The following is a 20029-nucleotide window of genomic DNA, read 5'->3' on the forward strand; positions in this document are numbered from 1 at the left end:
CTTCCTTGTCTACCTTGTCTCTTCTCCATGCCCAATTCCTATTACTTCAATTCCAGGGTGACTTGCTGTAAGTTGCCGGTGAATGCAAAGGGTGTTTGGTAAGTATCTACCGCAGGTGTGCCAGTATCTTGACCAACATCAAAGGTTTCATCTAAACCAAATCGGTAGCCTACAGTTTTATCAATGTGGCCTTCGGCAACCTGTCGATCGTTGATTGAGAGCTTACCAGTACCGCCTGCTCCCGGAGCGCCGCCATCATAAGTAAAGTCAAATTTGATTTGGGATTTACCGATCGCAATTGGTTGAGAAGATTGAATGATTCTGCGATCGCTATTGAACAAGTTGTAAGCAAAGGTGGGTTTACCTTCTTGCAAGAAGAAACTCCAACCTGCAAAACGTCCACCTTGGGTAACTAAAACGCCTTCAGTACCATCTTTGGCAGCATCCACATCGGCAGTGATGCTAAAGGAGCGATTCTTGATATTGGGAGCGCTACCTTCGGGAATCCCTGCAACAGATGTGTAATAAGTAAAGCTATTGCGTCCTGTGATTAGGTTGGAACGGATTTTGACATCAAACCGTTGAAGTAAGCGATCGTCCAAAGGTAGAACTTTATATTTCTTTGCTTCCTTCAGAAATAGATTTTGTAGTTGCGCTAACTTGTCAGGGTTCTGCTTGGCTAAATCGTTGGCTTCACTGAAGTCTTTGGTAATATCGTATAGTTCCCAATTATCTTCATCGAAGGTGGTTTTGGAGACACGCTCCCAAGGTAAGCGTCCATGACGGGCGGCTGCTACCCAACCTCGATCGTAAATGCCACGATTGCCCAACATTTCAAAATACTGGGTTTTGTGATGGGATGGTACAGCCGGATCGTCAAAGCTATAAACAAGGCTAGTACCTTCGATGGGTTGTTGTTTTACACCGTTGACTACCTCTGGTTCTTCAATCCCCACAGCTTCTAGAATTGTAGGCGCAATATCAATTACATGATGAAATTGGCTCCGCAGTTCACCACGATTTTTGATGCGTTCCCCCCAAGCCACAACTAAACCATTGCGAGTTCCGCCGAAGTGAGAAGCAATTTGTTTTGTCCATTGGAAGGGGCTATCCACTGCCCAAGCCCAAGCTGCATGAAAATGATTGAAGGTTTTTGGCCCACCTAAATCATCTAAAGCCGCGAGAACTTCTTGAGGACTTTCTGCTACGCCATTAAAGACTTTTAATTCATTGATACTACCTGTTAAGCCGCCTTCAGCACTCGCACCATTATCGCCGGCGATGAAAAAGATAATGGTATTATCCAATTCACCCAGTTGATCGATCGCATCAATGACTCTACCAATTTGTGCATCGGTATGGCTGAGGAAACCTGCAAATACTTCTGCCTGACGCGCATAAACTTTCTGCTCGGTGGGAGTGAGGGAATCCCAAGCCGGGAGTTCCGCTGGGCGAGGAGTGAGCTTAGTATCGGCGGGAATTACACCCAAGGCTAGCTGACGAGCAAAGATGTCTTCGCGTAATTTATCCCAACCTCGATCGAATTTACCCTTGTACTTATCGATCCATTCCTTGGGCGCATGGTGTGGGGCATGGGTTGCGCCAGTGGCAAAGTAGGTAAAGAAGGGTTTATCAGGAGCGATCGCTTGTTGAGTACGAATCCACTTAATTGCATGATCTGCTAAATCGGGGGTGAGGTGATAATCAGGGCGATTTGGTTTTTGAATATGTTGGGTATTTTCCACCAAGGCTGGACTCCATTGATTGGTATCACCGCCCAGAAATCCATAAAAGTACTCAAAACCTAAACCTGTCGGCCAGCGATCGAATGGGCCGGCTGCACTGGTTTCATAGTCTGGGGTATTGTGCCATTTGCCAAAGGCTGCGGTGTTATATCCATAATTTCGCAATACTTCAGCGATCGTTGCCGCACTTCTAGGTAAAATCGCAGTATAACCTGGATAGCCTGTGGCTAACTCCTCAACTACACCTGTATTCACAGAATGGTGATTGCGTCCCGTGAGCAATGCAGCTCTGGTAGGAGAGCAGAGTGCTGTAGTGTGGAATTGGTTATAACGCAATCCCCTTGCTGCTAGACGGTCTAAATTAGGCGTATCGATCGGGCCGCCAAAGGTGCTGGGTTGTCCAAAACCGACATCATCAAGCAACACCAGCAATACGTTTGGTGCATTTTCTGGAGCCTTAATGGGTTTGGGGAAGTCTGGTTCGGATTCTTTATAAGTAATGCCAATTTTGCCTTGAAAAGATGGTTGGGGTAATGGCAATTTGTCGCCATAGTCCGCCCAAGCAGGTAGAGGTAAGAGACTGGAAAATATTAGCGTTAGGGCACTCAAAAAGGCGATCGCACCAGAAGTTAACTTCAGAGATGCATAAGATTTCTTGCAGAAGTGGGGGAAAGGGGAAAGGGGAAAGGGGAAAGGGTAAGAAATACCCAGAGGCTTTAACCTTTTTTCTTTCCCTATCTTACGCTCTCTTACTTTTGCAAGAGGTCTATACAAAGGATCTCTTTTGTGAGGATCAGTCATACAATTTTGGATTTTAGATTTGGGACTTCGGCTACGCTCAGTCGAACGATTTTGGATTTATGGCTAGTGTGCTGTCAGGCAAGTTTTTAACTAGCCGAAACCCGATATGAGTAGCTCCCGTATCGGGTGATTCTGACTCCCGCGCCGCCGGACGGAAGCGGCTACAGTAATTGGGAGCGCAGAGATACGATCCCCCCTTGATTACGTGTAATGGTTCATCGGGCTTTTTGGGATCAAAGCTTTGATTTAAGGCAATAAGATTAATTTGATGAGATTTGCGTAGGCGTAGCCCGCCGTAGGCATCGCGTCCAACTTGAAAGAAATCAGTAGTCCATTCCCATACATTGCCGGTCATGTCATAGAGTCCATAACCATTGGGCGCAAAAGAACCCACGGGAGCAATGCCCAAGTGACCCATCGGCTTTGGTATTGAAAAAGGGAAAAATTCCTTGCCAAGTGTTGGCTCTATGTTCAGAATATTCATTACCCCAAGCATAAATTGCACCATCCAAGCCACCACGGGCGGCATATTCCCATTGCGCTTCGGTAGGTAAGGATTTTCCTGACCATTTGGCGTAGGCTAGGGCATCTTCGTAAGCTATGTGAACAACTGGATAGTTGGATTTGCTAGCAATCGCACTGTCTGGGCCAAAAGGATGTTGCCAATTCGCGCCAGTAGTCCAATGCCACCAACTCAAAAAGGAAACTTGTTTGACACCCGGTTTTGCCATCTCAAACACTAAAGAACCCGGTAATCGCTGCTCATCGGGTAAATCGGGAAACTGTTCTTCAGATAAGGGACGCTCTGCAATTGTCAGATATCCTGTAGCTTTGACAAATTCACCAAATTGTGCATTTGTTACCTCAAATTTATCAATACAGAAGTTAGTCACCGTTACGTCTCCAGGCGATCGCTCTTCCACAAAACCGGAATTATCAGACCCCATTTTGAACGTTCCTCCTGAAATCATCGCCATACCTTGGGGACAGTGATTGACTGTGGCTGCCAATGCGGTTGTATTAATGAATAAGAGTGCGATCGCTATTCCTTGAATGAATATTAGTGTGAGAAAGTAATATTTTTTTACATCTCTAATATTCTCAATTTTGCTAGTTCTAATTGAATGCCTGTAGTTCATCAATAAGATTCAACTTTGCTTCAAACTTATATCATTTTGGTTTTAGATGAAAAATTCCCTTTTCGTTGTAGTTATCAGTAATCTATTTTTTGCATGGCATTAGTTGTGGTGAAAAAATCCATATTTTCAGAAGATTTTCAATGTTCGATCCTATGCAGAAACTGTTAGCTCTAAACTTCGGCTAATTGATAACAAAGATATTCATTTTTTCCCAAAATACTAAAAACCGATTAAGTTACCGATGTTTTATCTAATATTGATAAATTACATCTTGTGAAAACATAAGTCAAGCACTATATATATTTAGCTACGAAAAAGCTTAATACCACCTCAGTCAGATATTGGTGTAGCCACAAAACCAGTTTTGATACCCTTCTTAAACCCAGTTTTTTCGTAAAACTGGAGTACTTCCTTGGTTTGCCTTCCACTTCGGAGCATTACTTTGTAACAATTATGACTCCATGCAGATTGGAACGCATGATGTATCAGGCGCTTTCCTACACCTTGGCGACGATAATCAAGATGAGTAATTACATTCTCAGTAGCCCATAGGGACAAGCGCCAAAATACAAAAGGCAATTAAGTTTCCCTTCCAGTTTGCTACAAAGCAATTAATCTTGCGATTAGCTACGCTGGGCAAAACGCCATCGCTCAATATTTCGTTCTATATTTTCTTAAGAGTTGATGCGTCAGGTAAGGGAGCATCCGTTGGGTTTTGTTAGGGTGACATTTACATAAATGCAAGAGATTTTTTCGATGACTTCAATCTTTCCTTGATGATGTAATTTTCACTAATTATCTGCTGAAAAAAAATGTAGAAACGTAACAGTGCTACGTTTCTACAAAGGTTCTGGATAATGCATATTTAATATTTGGAGATGTCTACTCTACAGCTAGGATCGGCAGCGAAGCTTTTATCAAAAATGAACTTAACATAGATATTCCCACCACCTCGTGAATAGCTGCCACCCAAGTAACGCCATTTATTATCTTGGATGCCTGCATCTCCGGTTTTAAATACTGTAGCGGGTAGATTTCCGTTGTCAACATACGTAACATTTGCTTTATTACCGCCGCGATTACTTCCCTTGTTAATTTTGTAGTTGATTCTAATTATTGAGCCTATTCTTCCTCCTAAGCCTTGATTGTAATCGATTTTAATTGTGCCTGTAAAACCTCCTTTACTACATGAATAGTCACGAATAACGGCATCAGCATTAGCTGGAGTTAAAGCAATGCTACTGCAAGCAATAGCCATTGCAGCAGTAGCAATAACAAAACGGTTTGTTGTCTTTCTAATTTGACGAGCATTCAAAGTATTAACCATTAGAGACTTCCTTTTTGATTGAGTTATACTTTGCATTGAGTCAACTAAAATCTGAGTTGCTGATTAAATGTCTTAATCTAGGTGCCGAGACTAGCAATTACTATTGTCTACAAAGGCTTTTAAATCACGCAAAATCATTTTCATACCTGAATTTAGCAATGCTCTAATTACACCTATTTTGGTCTAATTTTTGTTTGAAGTTAATGACACTCAATCTAACTTCTACCTATGACTCGGCTTAAAAAATACAAGTTTTATGCAAAACTCTCTATATCCTCACAAAACTTAATAATTGCCTATGCGATCGCCCAAAGCGGTATGTAGGCTATTGTAGCAGGGGTAGTCAGTGTAGAGGGACAAATTATTTGACCAAAACGACAGATTTTTTGTCAAAAATCCAAATTCTTCTTGCATGTTCAAGCAATTTCTATAGCTTTAGATCAGAAACGCACTCAAATCAGATTCCTTTAGAGCGAAGCTTACAAGCTTGAAGAACTTGATAAGTTATTTGTCGCTGTGGTCAAATAATTCGTCGCTGTAAAAAAACACTATTTTTTTATAGGGGATGGTGCTAGTAATCCTGATAAAGCACCCAAAGAACCGGTTCCAAGAGCGGTTAGAAGGTCAGGAATTGGTTGCTTGTTGTCCTTTGCTTGTAGACCAATTGCACCTATAAGGCAAATTAATACTGTAGAGGTAAGTGTACCAACAATTATGCGGTAAATCCAGGGGTCTGTTTGTATATAGGTTTGTGGCAGATTAAAAGTATTATTTACTGCCTCAGCATTTTGTTGTACACCTTGCTGACCTTTTGAATCATTGAGAGTTGATGGTTGTTTACTTTCCTCAACTAAAGACTGTGTTTCGACTAAAGAGTTTTTTCCATTCTCTGTACTCATAGTTAGTGCATCCTTTTTATTTAATAAAATAAGCATTGGAAGTTTTCTATAATGGTAATCACATTACGATTCTTCTTTTTCGGAAAAGTAGAAACAATCAGCAAAGTTTTTTTGGCACTCAAGTGAAATCGCCCCTCTGTCCCTTGTGCCTCGATCGCTGTAGGGAATTGTGGGGTGTGTAGTAGGAGCGATCGCGCCCAATACCCAATGTCTCACTCCAAGATAAGTAATAAGCCATCTGAGTAATAGTAGCAGTCGGTTTTATCAATACAGTGGTTGAAAGTGTGATTTCAGTTAACCACCGCCAGTCAATCGCACACCTGCTATCATTGTTAACGCAGATTTACACTTGCCCAGATACCCTCACCATCAGCAATGCCAACAGTTCTGCTGATGTATGGGCTTCTTCCCGATCGAAGAGAATCTAGCCATCAACGTTTTTTAAAGTGGGTTTATACTTTTTGGGTTGATAATTTTGTAGCTAAAATAACATTGATTTCTTAGTCTTTTTACTTACAGCACAGAGTCTGTGATTTGCTCCCTCAGCCTCATCTAATGCCAGTTGCTCTGTCTCCAAACCTTGAGAGTGAGCTTTTCCAATTGTTCTGTGCGGTGTTAAGGATAAATCTTTAACTGGACACTAGATGACAGATTAATAGTGCTGACCTACTCAAACTGATTTGAGTTAACCCGCAAATACACGTATGCAGCTAGATTAAAATTAGATTAGTATATAACCGAAATATTACTGTAATTTTTGAAGGTTTTTATATATGTAAATGGTTGGTTTCAGAGGATATACGGTAACGATAACCAAAGCGATCGCGGTACTTTAATTTTAATAAATCTTATATTATTCAGATTAAAAAACTCAGAAAAGATGACGAAAACAGAATGTAGAAGCTCAAGCTAGTAATCAATTATAGCATAAAATTAGTACGGTAAAACTTTGATAAATGCCAAACGTAGTTCTCCTTGAGAATATGAGAACCACTCTCTAGGTGTATACGCATCTACAAAAGGTCTGAGGCTAAAAACCTCTTCTTTCGCACTTCAGGCTTTGGTGAAGACTCGTGCAATATGTAGGTTTTTATGATGGAAATTTTAAATAATTTTTTCTCTACTAGCCAGTTTATTCCCCACGGACATTGCTATCTCTGGAAACCAGAATTGGTGTGGTTGCATCTGATTTCAGATGTATTAACTGGACTTGCTTATTATTCAATTCCAGTGATGTTGGTTTATTTTGTTCGTAAACGGCGAGATATGCCTTTCGGCTGGATATTCCTAATGTTTGGCACATTCATCGTTGCTTGTGGCACAACTCATTTAATGGATATATGGACGCTTTGGTATCCTACCTATTGGCTATCAGGGTTAATCAAAGCTATCACTGCTTTTGTATCCGTATTAACCGCTATAGAACTTGTGCCATTACTGCCACAGGTGCTAGCTTTACCGAGTCCTGCCCAACTAGAGGCTGCAAACTACCAACTAGCAAAAGAAATTGCTGAACGCATACGGACTGAGGAAGTGTTGAGGGAAAGCGAACAACGCTGGCAATTAGCTTTGCGAGGCAATAATGATGGAATTTGGGACTGGAATGTTAAAACCAATGAAGTTTTCTTCTCGGCTCGCTGGAAAGAAATGCTCGGTTACGAAAACCACGAAATTTCTAACCATTTAGATGAATGCGTGACACGAGTGCATCCCAATGATATTGAGCGGGTGAAACAGGCAGTTCAAGATCACTTTGCTCAGAAAACACCGTTTTACATTAGCGAGTATCGAGCTTTATGTAAAGACGGCACTTATAAATGGATTTTAGATCGAGGGCAAGCACAGTGGGATGAAAATGGTAATGTAGTACGAATGGCAGGCTCACATACTGACATTACCGATCGCAAGCAAGCAGAGGAGAGACTAAATAGCCTACTTAACCAATTAGAAAGCAAGGTTGAGGAAAGGACAGCAGAGTTAACAAAAATCAACGAATCGCTACAGACAGAAATTACTGAACGCCAGCGAATAGAAGAAGCATTGCGAGAGAGCGAACAGCGATTTCGGGCTGCATTCCATCAAGCTGCTGTTGGCATTGCCCATGTGGCAATCGATGGCAGCTGGTTGTTAGTTAATCAGAAGCTTTGCGATATTCTTGGTTACACACTCGAAGAACTACAGTTGTTAACTTTCCAAGATATTACTCACCCGGACGATCTTAACACTAACCTAAAATATGTTGAGCAAATTTTAGCAGATAATATTCAAACTTACTCGATGGAAAAGCGCTATTTCCGCAAAGATAATTCCATAGTTTGGGTTAATCTCAGTGTGTCTTTAATGCGCGAATCTAATGGGGAGCCAAAATATTTTATTTCTGTAATCGAAGACATTAACGAACGGAAAGCCGCGCAGCGCGAACGCAAGCAGTGGGAGGAGCAAATTCAAGCATCACTATTAGAAAAAGAGGTGTTATTAAAAGAAATTTACCATCGGGTCAAAAACAATTTACAGGTTATTTCTAGTCTGTTAAACCTGCAATCTGCTTATATCAAAGACAAAGACGATTTGACAATATTTCAACAAAGCCAGCAGCGGATTGCATCAATGGCTCTCGTTCACGAAAAATTGTATCAATCTCAAGACTTAGCAAGGATTAATTTTGGTGAATATATTCGAGATTTGGTAACAAGTTTATTTACTGCTTATGAAGTCAATGAAGATGCGATCGCTTTGACAATAAATACGGAAGATTGTATTTTTCTCGGTTTAGATACAGCAATTCCTTGTAGCTTAATTATCCATGAACTTGTATCTAATTCTTTAAAATACGCATTTACCAAAGGTAGGAGTGGTGCGATCGATATTGAAATAAAAAAAATAATTAATCATCATTTAATGCTCATAGTTCGTGATAATGGGATTGGCTTACCACCAAACTTTGATTTTCAAAAACTCGCATCATTAGGATGGGAGTTGGTAGATGCTTTAACCCATCAGTTAGCAGGAAATATAAATATTACAGGCTCCACTGGAGTAGAGTGTCAGGTGACATTTCCTTTACCATAAATACACAATTAATCAAAGATGACAAAGGCAAAAATTTTAGTTGTCGAAGATGAAGCTATTGTTGCTAAAGACTTACAATATCGGCTTAAAAAATTTGGATACACAGTGCCTGCGATTGCTTCTTCAGGAGAAGAAGCGATTAATATAGCAATAGAAATATCTCCAGATTTAGTACTGATGGATATCAAGCTTAAAGGCTCAATTGACGGGATAGAAGCTGCTGAAGAAATCTATAAGCGTTTGGATATTCCAGTAATTTATTTGACTGCTTATGCAGATGAGAACACATTGGAACGAGCTAAGATAACTGAGCCGTTTGCCTACCTCTTGAAACCTTTTAAAGAAAGAGAACTACAAACAAATATTGAAATAACTTTGACTAAGCATGGTTTAGAAAAGCAATTAAAAGTTAATAAAAAATGGCTGGATGCACTGTTAAAAAGTATCAGCGATGGTGTAATTGCTAGCGATTTACAAGATTTAATCACTTTTATGAATCCGGTTGCGGAAAATCTGACTGGATGGAAACAAGAAGAAGCTTGTGGCAGAAATTCCTCAGAGATATTTAATATTGCTAATGGCGAAACTCATAACTCTATTGAAAGTCCGATTATAAAAGTTCTTCAAGATCGTACTATCTTTCATCTCCCCCCAGAAACAATTCTGATTAATAAAGATGGTGTCGAAATACCAATTGATGACAGCGCTGCACCAATTAAAGATGACAAAGATAATATTACAGGTGCTGTATTAGTGTTTCGAGATATTACTGAGCGCAAACGAGCGATTGAGGCGCGTCAAAAGCAAATCGAGCAAGAGCAACTTGTGGTGCAATGGGAGGAGATAAATCAACTCAAAAATGACTTTTTGAATTTAGTTTCTCACGAACTGCGATCGCCTCTGAGTAATATCAAGATGATGATTCAAATGATACAACTATCTAATAGTACTGAGGATACTCAACGCTATCTAAAATTAATCGAAAGCGAGTGCGATCGCGAACTAGAATTAGTTAACGATCTACTAGACTTACAACGGCTAGAAAGCTCATCCTATCCAGTTATTACACCTGATGCGTTGCTCTTACAACAGTGGTTACTTTGGGTTATCGAGCCGTTTCAAATTCGTGTTCAACAACATCAGCAAACTCTACAGACGAATCTCCCTGCAAATCTCCCGCCGCTATTGTCAGATAGCATTAGCTTGGAACGCATTATAGTAGAATTGCTCAATAATGCCTGTAAATACACACCGCCAGGTGGTGAAATTGTCTTAAGTGTAAGTCACAATTCCTCGGAAACACCTGCAAAAACAATTATTACTGTTAGTAATTCAACAGAAATTCCGATAATAGAGTTACCACGGATATTTGATAAATTTTATCGTATACCCAATGCAGATATCTGGAATCAAGGTGGTTCGGGTTTAGGTTTATCTATAGTCCAGAAATTAGTGGAACAATTGCAAGGAAACATTCAAGTAGAAAGCGGCAATGGATGGACTACATTCACTCTTACATTAATTGATTTATAGTACTCAATAATCCAGAAATTGCTATAACAATCCTAAATGAGATTGTGAAAATTTTTGTTATGGTTGTCCTTGGTCATTTGTCATTACAAAGGACAAATGACAAATACTTCGACTCCCAACTCTTGGAGAGGCTGCGCCCGAAGCGTAGCTATGCCGCAGGCTTTACGACTACGCTACCTCGACTCCGCTCGGCACAAGTCAGGGCAAGTCGCTCAGTACAAGTGACAAATGACTAATGACTGAACTTGATATGAGATAATTAAACCAAATTATTAAATATCGAAAAATGTCATTAACTATATCTTCTACACCTCAAGGTTTTAGTGCATTCATCACGAATTTAGGAATACGAGATACAACTGATGATTTTGTATTGATTAAATCATCAGTTCCTTGTGTTGCAGATGGAGTTTTCACTCAAAGTCTTTTTGCTGGGCCAAGTGTTACTATTAGCCGCGATAATTTAAAAGATTCACAAGCACAAGCAATTGTCGTTATATCTAAAAATGCAAATGTAGCTAATGGTTCTGTTGGCATCGCTGACGCCCAAGAAGTTCTACAATTAGTCGCGACTGAAACTGGAATTGCTGCACATAATATCGCGATCGCTTCTACAGGTGTAATTGGCAGACGTTACCCCATTGAAAAAATCCGGGCTGGTTTATTGGGATTGGGCAAAAAATTGACTGATGCTGATTTTCATGCCGCCGCTCGTGGTATTATGACCACCGATACAGTAGCGAAACTAGCTACACGGCAAATAGGAAATGCCAAGCTAGTAGGAATTGCCAAAGGTGTTGGCATGATTGAGCCGAATATGGCTACCCTTTTAACTTTCTTTTTTACTGACGCTGCAATTTCTGCAAATAGCCTTCGTTCTATTTTTCGTTCTACTATAGATAAAACTTTTAATTGTTTGAGCGTAGATACGGATACTTCTACTAGTGACTCTGCCGTGATTTTAGCTAATGGAATAGCTGGTGAAGTTTCAGAACCAGATTTCGCTAGGGCATTGCAAGAAGTTGCACAGGAATTAGTGCTGAAAATTGCAAGAGATGCAGAAGGTGCTACTAAGATAATTGAGGTAACTGTAGATTCAGCGATTAACTATGCACAAGCTAAAACAGTAGCGAAGGCAATTGTAAATTCCCCATTAGTAAAAACTGCTGTTTATGGAGCAGATCCGAATTGGGGAAGAGTTGCTATGGCTATAGGCAAATGTGAAAACGAACAGCAGATAAATCAAGATAAAGTTGTGATTAGTTTTGATAAGATAAAAGTTTATCCTAGTAGCTTAACTGAAGAAAATCTAGAACAGTTACGGCAAATTATGTCTCAAGATAAAGTAGATATTCATGTTAGCCTTAATATTGGCGATGCCTCTGCAACTGTATGGGGTTGCGATCTTTCAGAGGGTTATATAGAAATTAATGGTAAATACTCAACTTGATTAGACTTCTTGCACAAATGTAAAATTTGCCCTCATCCCCCAACCCCTTCTCCCAATTTTGGCAGAAGGGGAGCGAATTTCAAAGTTACTCTGTCAAACTTGGGAGCCTCTTGCATAAGTCGAATAGACCCCCCTTAATCCTCCTAATGTATTGGCTACCGTGTATACACAAGTCAAATTACCCCCCTTAATCCCCCCTTATAAAGAGGCAGGGTGGTTTCATACAAACAGAGAAAAATAATAATGATTTATAGGGGGTAATGAAACATTTACAACAGGCGAAGTATGAATCTGATCGAGCAGTTACAACAAGTGCCAGACTATCGGCATATCCGAGGACGAAGACACGAACTATGGTTAGTTTTGTTGCTGATATTACTAGGAGCAATGACGGGATACTGGGGTTATCGACCACTGGAGGACTTTACTAACGTACATCGGCAAAGCTTGATTCAAATGTTACAACTGACACCTGATATCAAGTTTCCTTCATACTCGACATTCCGACGGGTACTAAAAACCATCGATTTTCAGCCATTAACAGACTTAATTTTTTACTTGGGCATTGGCGATCGCCTCACCAAAACCAGAGGAACGATTGGCAGTTGATGCTAAGAGCATTCGTTGCACACTGACAGATTATAGCCAGTCATATCAGAACTTTATCTCGGTTGTGTCAGTATTTAGTCACCAACGTGGTGTTGTTGTCCAAATGCAAGCATTTGCTAATAAACAAGTCAGTGAAGTCGCGGTTGTGCAACAGTTAATATCTGAGTTTACAGCTTCTAGCGTCATGTTTACCCTTGATGCTCTGCACTGTCAAAAAAAACAGTATCGTTGATTATCAATGCTGATAATAATTATTTGATTGGATTGAAGGAAAACCAGCCTAAACTCTACAAAATGGCTCAAACTCAATTCCTTCAATCATCTCCACTCAGTTGTGCCACAGCTATTGATTCGCGGCATTCAAGAATTGTCAAACGCACTTGCCAAGTATTTGCAGTTCCAGAATCACTTCAAAATCAATGGGCTGGACTCAAAACGTTTGTTGTTGTCGAGCGTCAGGGTGAACGCGATCGCCAACCATTTCACGAATGTCAGTTTTACATTTGTAGTCAACATCTCGAAGCTCAACAATTGCTTGCTGATACTCAAGGACACTGGGGAATTGAAAATCGGCTACACTGGGTCAAAGATGTTACATTTTCCGAAGATTTTCCACTGCGTCGTGGTGGCAATGCTCCTGTCAATTGGGCAATTTTGCACACCTTTTTCATTACGATCGCCAGATTTTTTGGTTTCCGAACTATTCCTCAAGCACAACGTGCCTTATCCAATCAACTACACAAAGTTTTTTCTTTCTTTGTATGAAACCACCCTGCTTAATCCCCCCTTATAAAGGGGGGAAAAAGAAATCTAGTTCCCTCCCCTTTATAAGGGGAGGGTTAGGGCTTTCTGGGGCAGGTTTTTTTGATTAGACAAATTTTTGGAATTTTAAAACCAAAACCATTGTCTGAGAACTTAAAACTACGTTCAATAATTGAGAACATTCTCAACTATTTATCGAAAGCCTAAAAGCCTGCCCTTGAAAGGAGGGTTAGGGTGGGGTAAAACCGTGATTTATCAGCTATTTCAGATTTGTGTATACACCGTAGCTCCGAGGCGGAGAGGGGCAGAAATATTCTTAGTTGACAACGAAAAAATTAGGGTTTTGTCTCGTTCTCATGCTCTGCATGGGAATGCTCTTCGTTGAGGCTCTGCCTCCAATTTAGCATTGAGTCAGAGACTCAATGAAATGCATTCCCAGTCGAAGACTGGGAACGAGGAAAGTCTTATCAAGCTAGGTTTTTAGGAGTTGTGTATACACGGTAGCCGCCTCGGAGAGGGGTTGGGGAGAGGTTCATCGAACTCACGTTAATATCAATAAGAAACATTGGAATATTCCTGGCAAACATTGCAATATTCATGACAAACATTGCAATATTCCTGGCAAACATTGCAATATTCCTGGCAAACATTGCAATATTTCTGGCAAACATTGCAATATTCCTGGCAAACATTGCAATATTCCTGACAAACATCACGATATTAATACGAAATATTGCAACATAACTAATTAGGCGGACATGATATTACAGCTATTTTCAGCTAAATAGACCCGCGCGGTAGGGGCGCAAGGGCTTGCACCCCTACAACAGATGTGGTTCAAATAGATGATTTCTGCTGTAATTACCAACCGATTCATTCACAACAACTTATCTGGTGTAATTGGCAGATCGCGAATCCGCTTACCTGTGGCATGATAAACTGCATTAGATACGGCAGCCGCTACCCCCACAATCGGCAGTTCCCCCAAGCTTTTGGTTCCTAGTGCATTCACATAAGGATCGCGTTCTTCAATAAATTGCACTTCCATATTGGGGATATCTGCATGAACCGGAATCAGGTAATCGGAAAGGTTAGCACCAACTATTCTGCCCTGATTAGCATCTATTACAGTTTTCTCCATCAGCGCCATACCGATTCCCCAGGTAATTCCGCCGATAACTTGACTGCGTGCTGTCTTGAAGTTGAGAATTCGCCCTGCATCATAAACGCCTACGCAACGTCTAACTTTGATTTCTCCTAACAATTCATCAACTGCAACTTCCACAAATATCGCCCCAAAAGAATGTTTGGCATATTGTTGGCTCTCTGGGTTGAGTGACGATTCCTCTGTAACTTCTAAACTTTCTAATCCATGACGGCACAGAATATCGGTGTAGCTGTCTCGCTTCGATGGATCTTGTTTTAAAAATATTTGCCCTGACTCAACGGCAATATCTTCTGGTTGCGAACCGTAAAGCAAAGAATTTGCATCTGCGATCGCCATTTTAATTATCTTATCCCGTGCGGCGATCGCAGTTTGATGCACCGCCGGCGAAACACTCGCAACGGTAACTGAGTTCCCTGTAATCGGGGCTTTGGGAAGATTAGTATCACCTAATTCAAACTGCACTGGTAATCCCAAGACTTCAGCAGCTACCTGCGTCATCACTGTGTAAGTACCAGTACCGATGTCTTGAGTACCACTTTGTACTTTCACTTCTCCAGTGGCAAAAATTTCTACCTTGACTGATGCAGTTCTAGCATTGGTGGGAAATGTCGCACTTGCCATTCCCCAACCAATCAGGAAATGATTGTCTCGCATGGAACGAGGAACTGGATGGCGTTGTGCCCATCCAAAAATTTCTGCTCCTTTCTGGTAACATTCTTTCAGGGATTTACTTGACCAAGGTAATCCTTTGTGCGGGTCGATATCTGCATGATTTCTCAGTCTTAGTTCAATTGGGTCAATATTTAAGGTATGTGCCAATTCATCCATTGCCGATTCTAAGGCAAACATTCCCGGCGCTTCTCCTGGCCCCCGCATAAAGGTTGGTGTGCCGGCGTCGATCCGTCCCAAACGGTATTTAATTTTTAAATTGGCACAGGCGTACATCATGGTTGTTGCTGCACCCACTGGTTCGGCAAAGTCATCAAATGTGGAAGTTAAAGATGTCCCAATTTGCTCGATTACAGTTAGTTTACCTTCTTTAGTTGCACCTAATGTTAGCTGCTGCTGAGTTTCAGAACGGTGGCCGCAAGCAGTGTACATTTGCGATCGCGTTAGCACAATTTTTACAGGGCGTTTTACTTGCCGAGCGGCGATCGCTGCTAAAATCGTATGCGATCGCAGCAGCGCTTTACAACCAAATCCGCCGCCTAAATATTTGGAGATGACGCGGACATTTTCTTCGGGAATATTCAGAATAGATGCGATTCGGCCTTGGGTTGCAGAAACGCCTTGAGTAGTTTCATACAGCGTCAAGTTATCCCCTGACCAAATTGCGATCGTTGCAGAAGGTTCTAGGGGATTATGATGTTCTACTGGCGTGGTATAAACTTGCTCTACTAAGACATCAGCTTGGGCTTTCCCCGATTCAATATCGCCTCTGGTGGTTTTAGCTGGCATCATGCCAAAAAATATTGATTCGGGTTCAAATATCTCTGTATGTGCCATTGTGACTGTCGGAATGGCTTCTTCGTAGATAATTTTTATCATAGAGGCAGCAGTTTCGGCTTCTTCTAAAGTTTGGGCAATTACAACCCCCAGATGTTGGCCATCGTAGTAGATATTATGGTCTTTTTCAGTTGACTGAGGTTGTGGAGGCCCAAAGAAAGGTATTTTTACCAGAGATGGGGTTTGTTGGTAAGTAACGACATCTAGTACACCAGGAGAGACTGCGGCTGCGGATGTGTCTATTTGGATAATTTTACCGCTGGCGATCGCGCTTTGAAAAATCACTCCATAAGTTAAATTCTCGATTGGCACATCGGCTGTGTAAGGCGCTTCTCCCGTTACTTTCAGCTTACCATCAACGCGATCGAGTGGTTTCCCAATAATTTTATTCATATCAATTAATTATTACTCCTCTTCCTTGTCTCCCTTGTCTCCCTAGTCCCCCTAGTCCCCCTTGTCTCCCTTGTCTCCTTGTCCCCCTTGTCCCCTTGTCCCCTTGTCCCCCTAGTCCCCTACTCCCCTTCTGCTACAACTGAAAGTGCGCGTACCAAAGCGCGTTTGACTAACTCAATTTTAAATTGATTGTGCGTTTGCGGTTTTGCTGCTTTGACGGCTGCTACTGCTGCGGCTGTAAAGATATCTTCGTTAATTGCTTTTTCTTTGAGAAATTCCTCAGCTTCCCTTGCACGCCAAGGTTTGGGTGCTACTCCTCCAAAAGCGATACGTGCTGATTTGATCGTGTCTTGTTCTATATCTAAAGCAACAGCTACGGAAACGAGAGCAAATTCGTAGGAAGCTCGATCTCTTACTTTTAAATAATGGGATTTATAGGCAAAATCTGGAACTTCAATCGCCACAATTAATTCTCCAGGCTGTAATAGAGTTTCTTTTGCTGGTGTGTCGCCTGGTAAGAGATAAAAATCATGAATTGAAATTCGCCGTGATGTTTCTATTCCTTGGATGCAAATCACTGCATCTAATGCCGTCAAAGCTACAGCTAAATCGGAAGGATGAACGGCTATGCAATGTTCGCTAGCTCCGAAAATGGAATGCATTCGATTGTAACCTGTAATTGCCGAACAACCTATACCGGGAGTGCGTTTATTACAAGGAAAAACCGGATCGCGAAAGTAAGCGCAGCGGACTCGTTGCAGTAAATTACCGCCTACTGTTGCCATATTTCGCAGTTGCGGTGAAGCGCTTTGTAATAAAGCTTGGCTAATTACCGGATAACATTCCTGAATTTGGGGATGAAAAGCCACATCGCTCATTCGAGAAATCGCACCAATGCGGATTCCCTGAGGTTGAGATTCAATATCTGCTAAGGGCAAACTATTAATATCAATTAATATATTCGCTGTTTGGACTCCATCCTTCATTAACCCCAGTAAATCTGTGCCACCAGCAATAAATGCAGCAGTTTTGTCTTGCTCAACTGTGGCGATCGCCACTTCTTCTGAGGTAACTTTAGCATAACTAAATGGCTGCATCTTGCTTTTCCTCTAGCACATCCCGAATAGCCGCAATAATATTTGGATATGCTCCACAACGGCAAAGGTTTCCACTCATATTTTCTCGAATTTCTGCTTCAGATTTTGGTAATTCTTCTAATATCATCCCTACGGCTGAGATAATTTGACCTGATGTACAGTAGCCACATTGAAAAGCATCATGGGTAATAAAGGCTGTTTGCATAGGATGGAGTTGACCATCTTGTGCTAATCCTTCAATTGTGGTAATTTCAGTACCGATATGCATGATTGCCAAAGTCATACAAGAGTTAATTCGCCGATGATTAACTAATACAGTACATGCACCACATTCACCGCGATCGCAAGCTTTTTTAGTGCCCATCAAACCCAGCTTTTCTCGAAGTGCATCTAGTAATGTAACACGAGGTTCTATTTTCAAGGAGTAAGATGTATTATTAACATTCAATGATAATTCTACTTCTTCTGAAGCGAATATTTTCACTTCCTGGGTAAGTGAGTCTGAAGTTCTTGAAGCTAAAGAATTTTCTTTCATATCTCATGTAGATAATAATTACATCATTTACTATACTAGCGATAAAAGTCTGCGGTGGTTCTAGCGTTACTTCCTGACATTTAGAATCCAAGGTAACGGCAATAACGGATGGCAAAAGGCATAAAGTCAGATTTGGTAAATGAATCTCCTATAGGACTAGTATTTGATTTTTGAAATTACTCGTAGAGGCAGGGAACAGGGAACAGGCAATAGGCAATAGGCAATAGGGAAGAAGAGGATTATAAGTGTACGGATTTTTTTCAGAAATAAAACCGGATTCCTCTAGTTATACTAAACTCCTGATAAATTCTGACTTCTGACTAACTTCGGCTCATTTCGGCTACGCGGTAATTGAGCGTAGTCGAAATTCAATGACCAACGCTCGGCGACTACCTGGGTGCTGAATTATTACGTCAAATTTAATGAATTTATCGCTCAAATCGGCGTAATGGTATTTATTTGCGTTTGTCTAATTAGGAAAAAATGCTGAAGCGTGCAGTTTTTGTTACTACCAGCAACCGCAAAATCGATCGCAATCCATTAGAATACGAATTCAGGTTGATTCTTAAGGAAGATTGACTAAAAAACTATTTAGGAGTCAAAGTAATAACTGTGGATCTAGCTGAAAGATAGAGTTGCCTTCAGGCATGGAATAAGTGTATATATTCACGGGAATATTCAGAATTCTGACTTAATAATATGAACACAAACACTCAGAAATTCTCTAAACCCATAGTAGAGAAAGTTGCTATTGTCGGTGCTGGCCCAGGCGGTTTAGCTGCGGCGATCGCACTGAGAAGCCAAGGGATAGAGGTGCAAGTATACGAAAAAGCCCAAGAATTTCGTCCGGCGGGAACTGGACTCGGACTAGCTCCCAATGGCTTGAATTCTCTAGATGCGATCGCGCCGGGAATTGTCGAAACTCTCAAAAGTTCGGGATGCGAAGTTCACCACACGGTTTTAAAGAGTATTCAGTCTGAGACAATTCGGACTAGCGCCACTAAATATTTAGAGCAATACGGACAACCATTATTGACTGTTTGGTGGTATCGTCTACAGCAAGTCTTAGCGTCGAGATTGCCGTCTGATATCATTCATCTCAATCATCGCTGCATCGGCTTTGACCAAGATGCAAACGGTGTGAAAATTCATTTTGATGGCAAAAAATCGGTAGATGCAGATTTGCTGATTGGGGCTGATGGCGTTAACTCTGTCATCAGAGAAACTTTATTTGGCGAGGGTAAGCCTAATTATATCGGTAGTATGTGTTGGCGTGCTGTCATTGAGTATCGCCACGAGCTATTTAATGACTATGACCTAGTTTTTGCCAAAGGCAATCAACAGTTTATGTACCTTTTGAATGTGGGTGGCGGCTATACCAGTTGGATTAGTCGCAAGTTCTCGCCTGAGTATTCCCTTTCGCACAGCGCTGATGAAGTGAAATCTCGTATTCTCCATGAATTAGCCGACTGGGATAAATCCTTCCGGGAAGTGGTAGAAGCGACACCCGCCGAGGAAATTTGGGAAGGGCCGATTTGCGATCGCCCACCGTTAACTCAATGGAGTCAAGGCAGAGTCACTCTCTTAGGCGATGCTGCTCACCCAATGGCACCTGCAATGGGACAAGGAGCCAATACCACTTTTGAAGATGCATACCAACTACGAGAGTGTTTTTCTGATTCAGCTAATCTGCAAGAAGCTCTGACTAGCTACGAACAGTGTCGCATCGAGCGGACAAAACTCATTCAAGCTCGTAGTGCCTTGGGTGAAATGCGGTACTACGACATTAACACCGTGGCATCTACTGGGCAGACGCAAGAGCGGCAAATGAGTATGAATGATGATTTTCACAAATGGGTGTACGAATTTAAGCCATCTGTAAAAAGTTAAATTCTAGTCTGGTATTAGTAAAAAGTTACTTCGTTCGCAACTAGTGTATAAACCTACAGCAAACCCTAATCTTATCGAGTAATTTGAGACTAGCAGAAGTAACTGT

Annotated in this window: 17 protein-coding genes and 1 pseudogene; 8 read left to right on the top strand and 10 right to left on the bottom strand. The window is 41.2% G+C overall.

What is annotated here, in order from left to right:
- Nucleotides 1–41: 41 nt before the first annotated feature.
- The 6 genes and pseudogenes from NSTCB13_RS23200 to NSTCB13_RS23225 form a co-directional block, all read right to left on the bottom strand.
- Nucleotides 42–2546 carry an arylsulfatase gene (locus NSTCB13_RS23200; protein WP_448273939.1) on the bottom strand — a complete coding sequence of 835 codons (2505 nt, stop codon included), beginning with the start codon at nucleotides 2544–2546 and terminating at the stop codon, nucleotides 42–44.
- Between the two features lie 37 nt (nucleotides 2547–2583).
- A pseudogene (locus tag NSTCB13_RS23205) lies at nucleotides 2584–3523 on the bottom strand (formylglycine-generating enzyme family protein).
- A gap of 492 nt (nucleotides 3524–4015) precedes the next feature.
- A complete protein-coding gene (locus tag NSTCB13_RS23210; protein ID WP_448273940.1) occupies nucleotides 4016–4264 on the bottom strand; it encodes a GNAT family N-acetyltransferase in 249 nt (82 codons plus the stop codon).
- Between the two features lie 286 nt (nucleotides 4265–4550).
- Nucleotides 4551–5012, bottom strand: coding sequence for a hypothetical protein (locus NSTCB13_RS23215; protein WP_448273941.1), 462 nt, complete (start codon nucleotides 5010–5012; stop codon nucleotides 4551–4553).
- Nucleotides 5013–5560: 548 nt separating this feature from the next.
- On the bottom strand, nucleotides 5561–5947 hold the full coding sequence (locus NSTCB13_RS23220) for a hypothetical protein (RefSeq protein ID WP_448273942.1): 387 nt from the start codon (nucleotides 5945–5947) through the stop codon (nucleotides 5561–5563).
- An 82-nt stretch (nucleotides 5948–6029) separates the two neighbouring features.
- Nucleotides 6030–6179 (bottom strand): hypothetical protein, encoded by a 150-nt coding sequence (locus tag NSTCB13_RS23225; protein WP_448273943.1) that lies wholly within the window; start codon nucleotides 6177–6179, stop codon nucleotides 6030–6032.
- Between the two features lie 4 nt (nucleotides 6180–6183).
- On the opposite strand from NSTCB13_RS23225, the gene NSTCB13_RS23230 reads away from it, so the two are divergent.
- From NSTCB13_RS23230 to NSTCB13_RS23260, 7 genes are all read left to right on the top strand, one after another.
- Nucleotides 6184–6339: a hypothetical protein gene (locus NSTCB13_RS23230; RefSeq protein ID WP_448273944.1), complete on the top strand. Its 156-nt coding sequence runs from the start codon at nucleotides 6184–6186 to the stop codon at nucleotides 6337–6339.
- Nucleotides 6340–7003: 664 nt separating this feature from the next.
- A complete protein-coding gene (locus NSTCB13_RS23235) occupies nucleotides 7004–8980 on the top strand; it encodes a PAS domain-containing sensor histidine kinase (protein WP_448273945.1) in 1977 nt (658 codons plus the stop codon).
- Nucleotides 8981–8998: 18 nt separating this feature from the next.
- Entirely contained in the window at nucleotides 8999–10513 is a 1515-nt protein-coding gene (locus NSTCB13_RS23240; RefSeq protein WP_448273946.1) for an ATP-binding protein, read from the top strand.
- A gap of 286 nt (nucleotides 10514–10799) precedes the next feature.
- Nucleotides 10800–11963: a bifunctional glutamate N-acetyltransferase/amino-acid acetyltransferase ArgJ gene (argJ, locus tag NSTCB13_RS23245; protein WP_448273947.1), complete on the top strand. Its 1164-nt coding sequence runs from the start codon at nucleotides 10800–10802 to the stop codon at nucleotides 11961–11963.
- Nucleotides 11964–12248: 285 nt separating this feature from the next.
- On the top strand, nucleotides 12249–12572 hold the full coding sequence (locus tag NSTCB13_RS23250) for a transposase family protein (RefSeq protein WP_445630402.1): 324 nt from the start codon (nucleotides 12249–12251) through the stop codon (nucleotides 12570–12572).
- On the top strand, nucleotides 12562–12804 hold the full coding sequence (locus tag NSTCB13_RS23255; protein WP_445630403.1) for a hypothetical protein: 243 nt from the start codon (nucleotides 12562–12564) through the stop codon (nucleotides 12802–12804). Before NSTCB13_RS23250 ends, NSTCB13_RS23255 begins: the two co-directional genes overlap by 11 nt.
- On the top strand, nucleotides 12801–13337 hold the full coding sequence (locus NSTCB13_RS23260) for an ISAs1 family transposase (RefSeq protein WP_448273948.1): 537 nt from the start codon (nucleotides 12801–12803) through the stop codon (nucleotides 13335–13337). The genes NSTCB13_RS23255 and NSTCB13_RS23260 overlap by 4 nt, the downstream gene beginning before the upstream one ends.
- Before the next feature lie 464 nt (nucleotides 13338–13801).
- Here NSTCB13_RS23260 and NSTCB13_RS23265 read toward each other — a convergent pair whose 3' ends face one another.
- The 4 genes from NSTCB13_RS23265 to NSTCB13_RS23280 form a co-directional block, all read right to left on the bottom strand.
- Nucleotides 13802–14050, bottom strand: a complete 249-nt coding sequence (locus NSTCB13_RS23265) for a hypothetical protein (protein WP_448273949.1) — start codon at nucleotides 14048–14050, stop codon at nucleotides 13802–13804.
- 161 nt (nucleotides 14051–14211) lie between these two features.
- Entirely contained in the window at nucleotides 14212–16401 is a 2190-nt protein-coding gene (locus NSTCB13_RS23270) for a xanthine dehydrogenase family protein molybdopterin-binding subunit (RefSeq protein ID WP_448273950.1), read from the bottom strand.
- A gap of 119 nt (nucleotides 16402–16520) precedes the next feature.
- Nucleotides 16521–17498, bottom strand: a complete 978-nt coding sequence (locus NSTCB13_RS23275; RefSeq protein ID WP_445630582.1) for an FAD binding domain-containing protein — start codon at nucleotides 17496–17498, stop codon at nucleotides 16521–16523.
- Nucleotides 17485–18033 (bottom strand): (2Fe-2S)-binding protein, encoded by a 549-nt coding sequence (locus NSTCB13_RS23280; RefSeq protein WP_448273951.1) that lies wholly within the window; start codon nucleotides 18031–18033, stop codon nucleotides 17485–17487. The genes NSTCB13_RS23275 and NSTCB13_RS23280 overlap by 14 nt, the downstream gene beginning before the upstream one ends.
- A gap of 699 nt (nucleotides 18034–18732) precedes the next feature.
- Between NSTCB13_RS23280 and NSTCB13_RS23285 the strand changes: the two genes are divergently transcribed.
- Nucleotides 18733–19923, top strand: a complete 1191-nt coding sequence (locus tag NSTCB13_RS23285) for an FAD-dependent oxidoreductase (protein ID WP_448273952.1) — start codon at nucleotides 18733–18735, stop codon at nucleotides 19921–19923.
- The last annotated feature ends 106 nt before the right edge of the window (nucleotides 19924–20029 follow it).

The sequence above is a fragment of the Nostoc sp. DSM 114160 genome (assembly GCF_053470305.1).

Bases quoted from the DNA above. Each gene is read 5' to 3' on its own strand.
- NSTCB13_RS23200 (WP_448273939.1), bottom strand. From the start codon at position 2,546: ATGACTGATCCTCACAAAAGAGATCCTTTGTATAGACCTCTTGCAAAA.
- NSTCB13_RS23215 (WP_448273941.1), bottom strand. From the start codon at position 5,012: ATGGTTAATACTTTGAATGCTCGTCAAATTAGAAAGACAACAAACCGT.
- NSTCB13_RS23220 (WP_448273942.1), bottom strand. From the start codon at position 5,947: ATGCTTATTTTATTAAATAAAAAGGATGCACTAACTATGAGTACAGAG.
- NSTCB13_RS23235 (WP_448273945.1), top strand. From the start codon at position 7,004: ATGATGGAAATTTTAAATAATTTTTTCTCTACTAGCCAGTTTATTCCC.
- NSTCB13_RS23240 (WP_448273946.1), top strand. From the start codon at position 8,999: ATGACAAAGGCAAAAATTTTAGTTGTCGAAGATGAAGCTATTGTTGCT.
- argJ (WP_448273947.1), top strand. From the start codon at position 10,800: ATGTCATTAACTATATCTTCTACACCTCAAGGTTTTAGTGCATTCATC.
- NSTCB13_RS23250 (WP_445630402.1), top strand. From the start codon at position 12,249: ATGAATCTGATCGAGCAGTTACAACAAGTGCCAGACTATCGGCATATC.
- NSTCB13_RS23270 (WP_448273950.1), bottom strand. From the start codon at position 16,401: ATGAATAAAATTATTGGGAAACCACTCGATCGCGTTGATGGTAAGCTG.
- NSTCB13_RS23275 (WP_445630582.1), bottom strand. From the start codon at position 17,498: ATGCAGCCATTTAGTTATGCTAAAGTTACCTCAGAAGAAGTGGCGATC.
- NSTCB13_RS23280 (WP_448273951.1), bottom strand. From the start codon at position 18,033: ATGAAAGAAAATTCTTTAGCTTCAAGAACTTCAGACTCACTTACCCAG.
- NSTCB13_RS23285 (WP_448273952.1), top strand. From the start codon at position 18,733: ATGAACACAAACACTCAGAAATTCTCTAAACCCATAGTAGAGAAAGTT.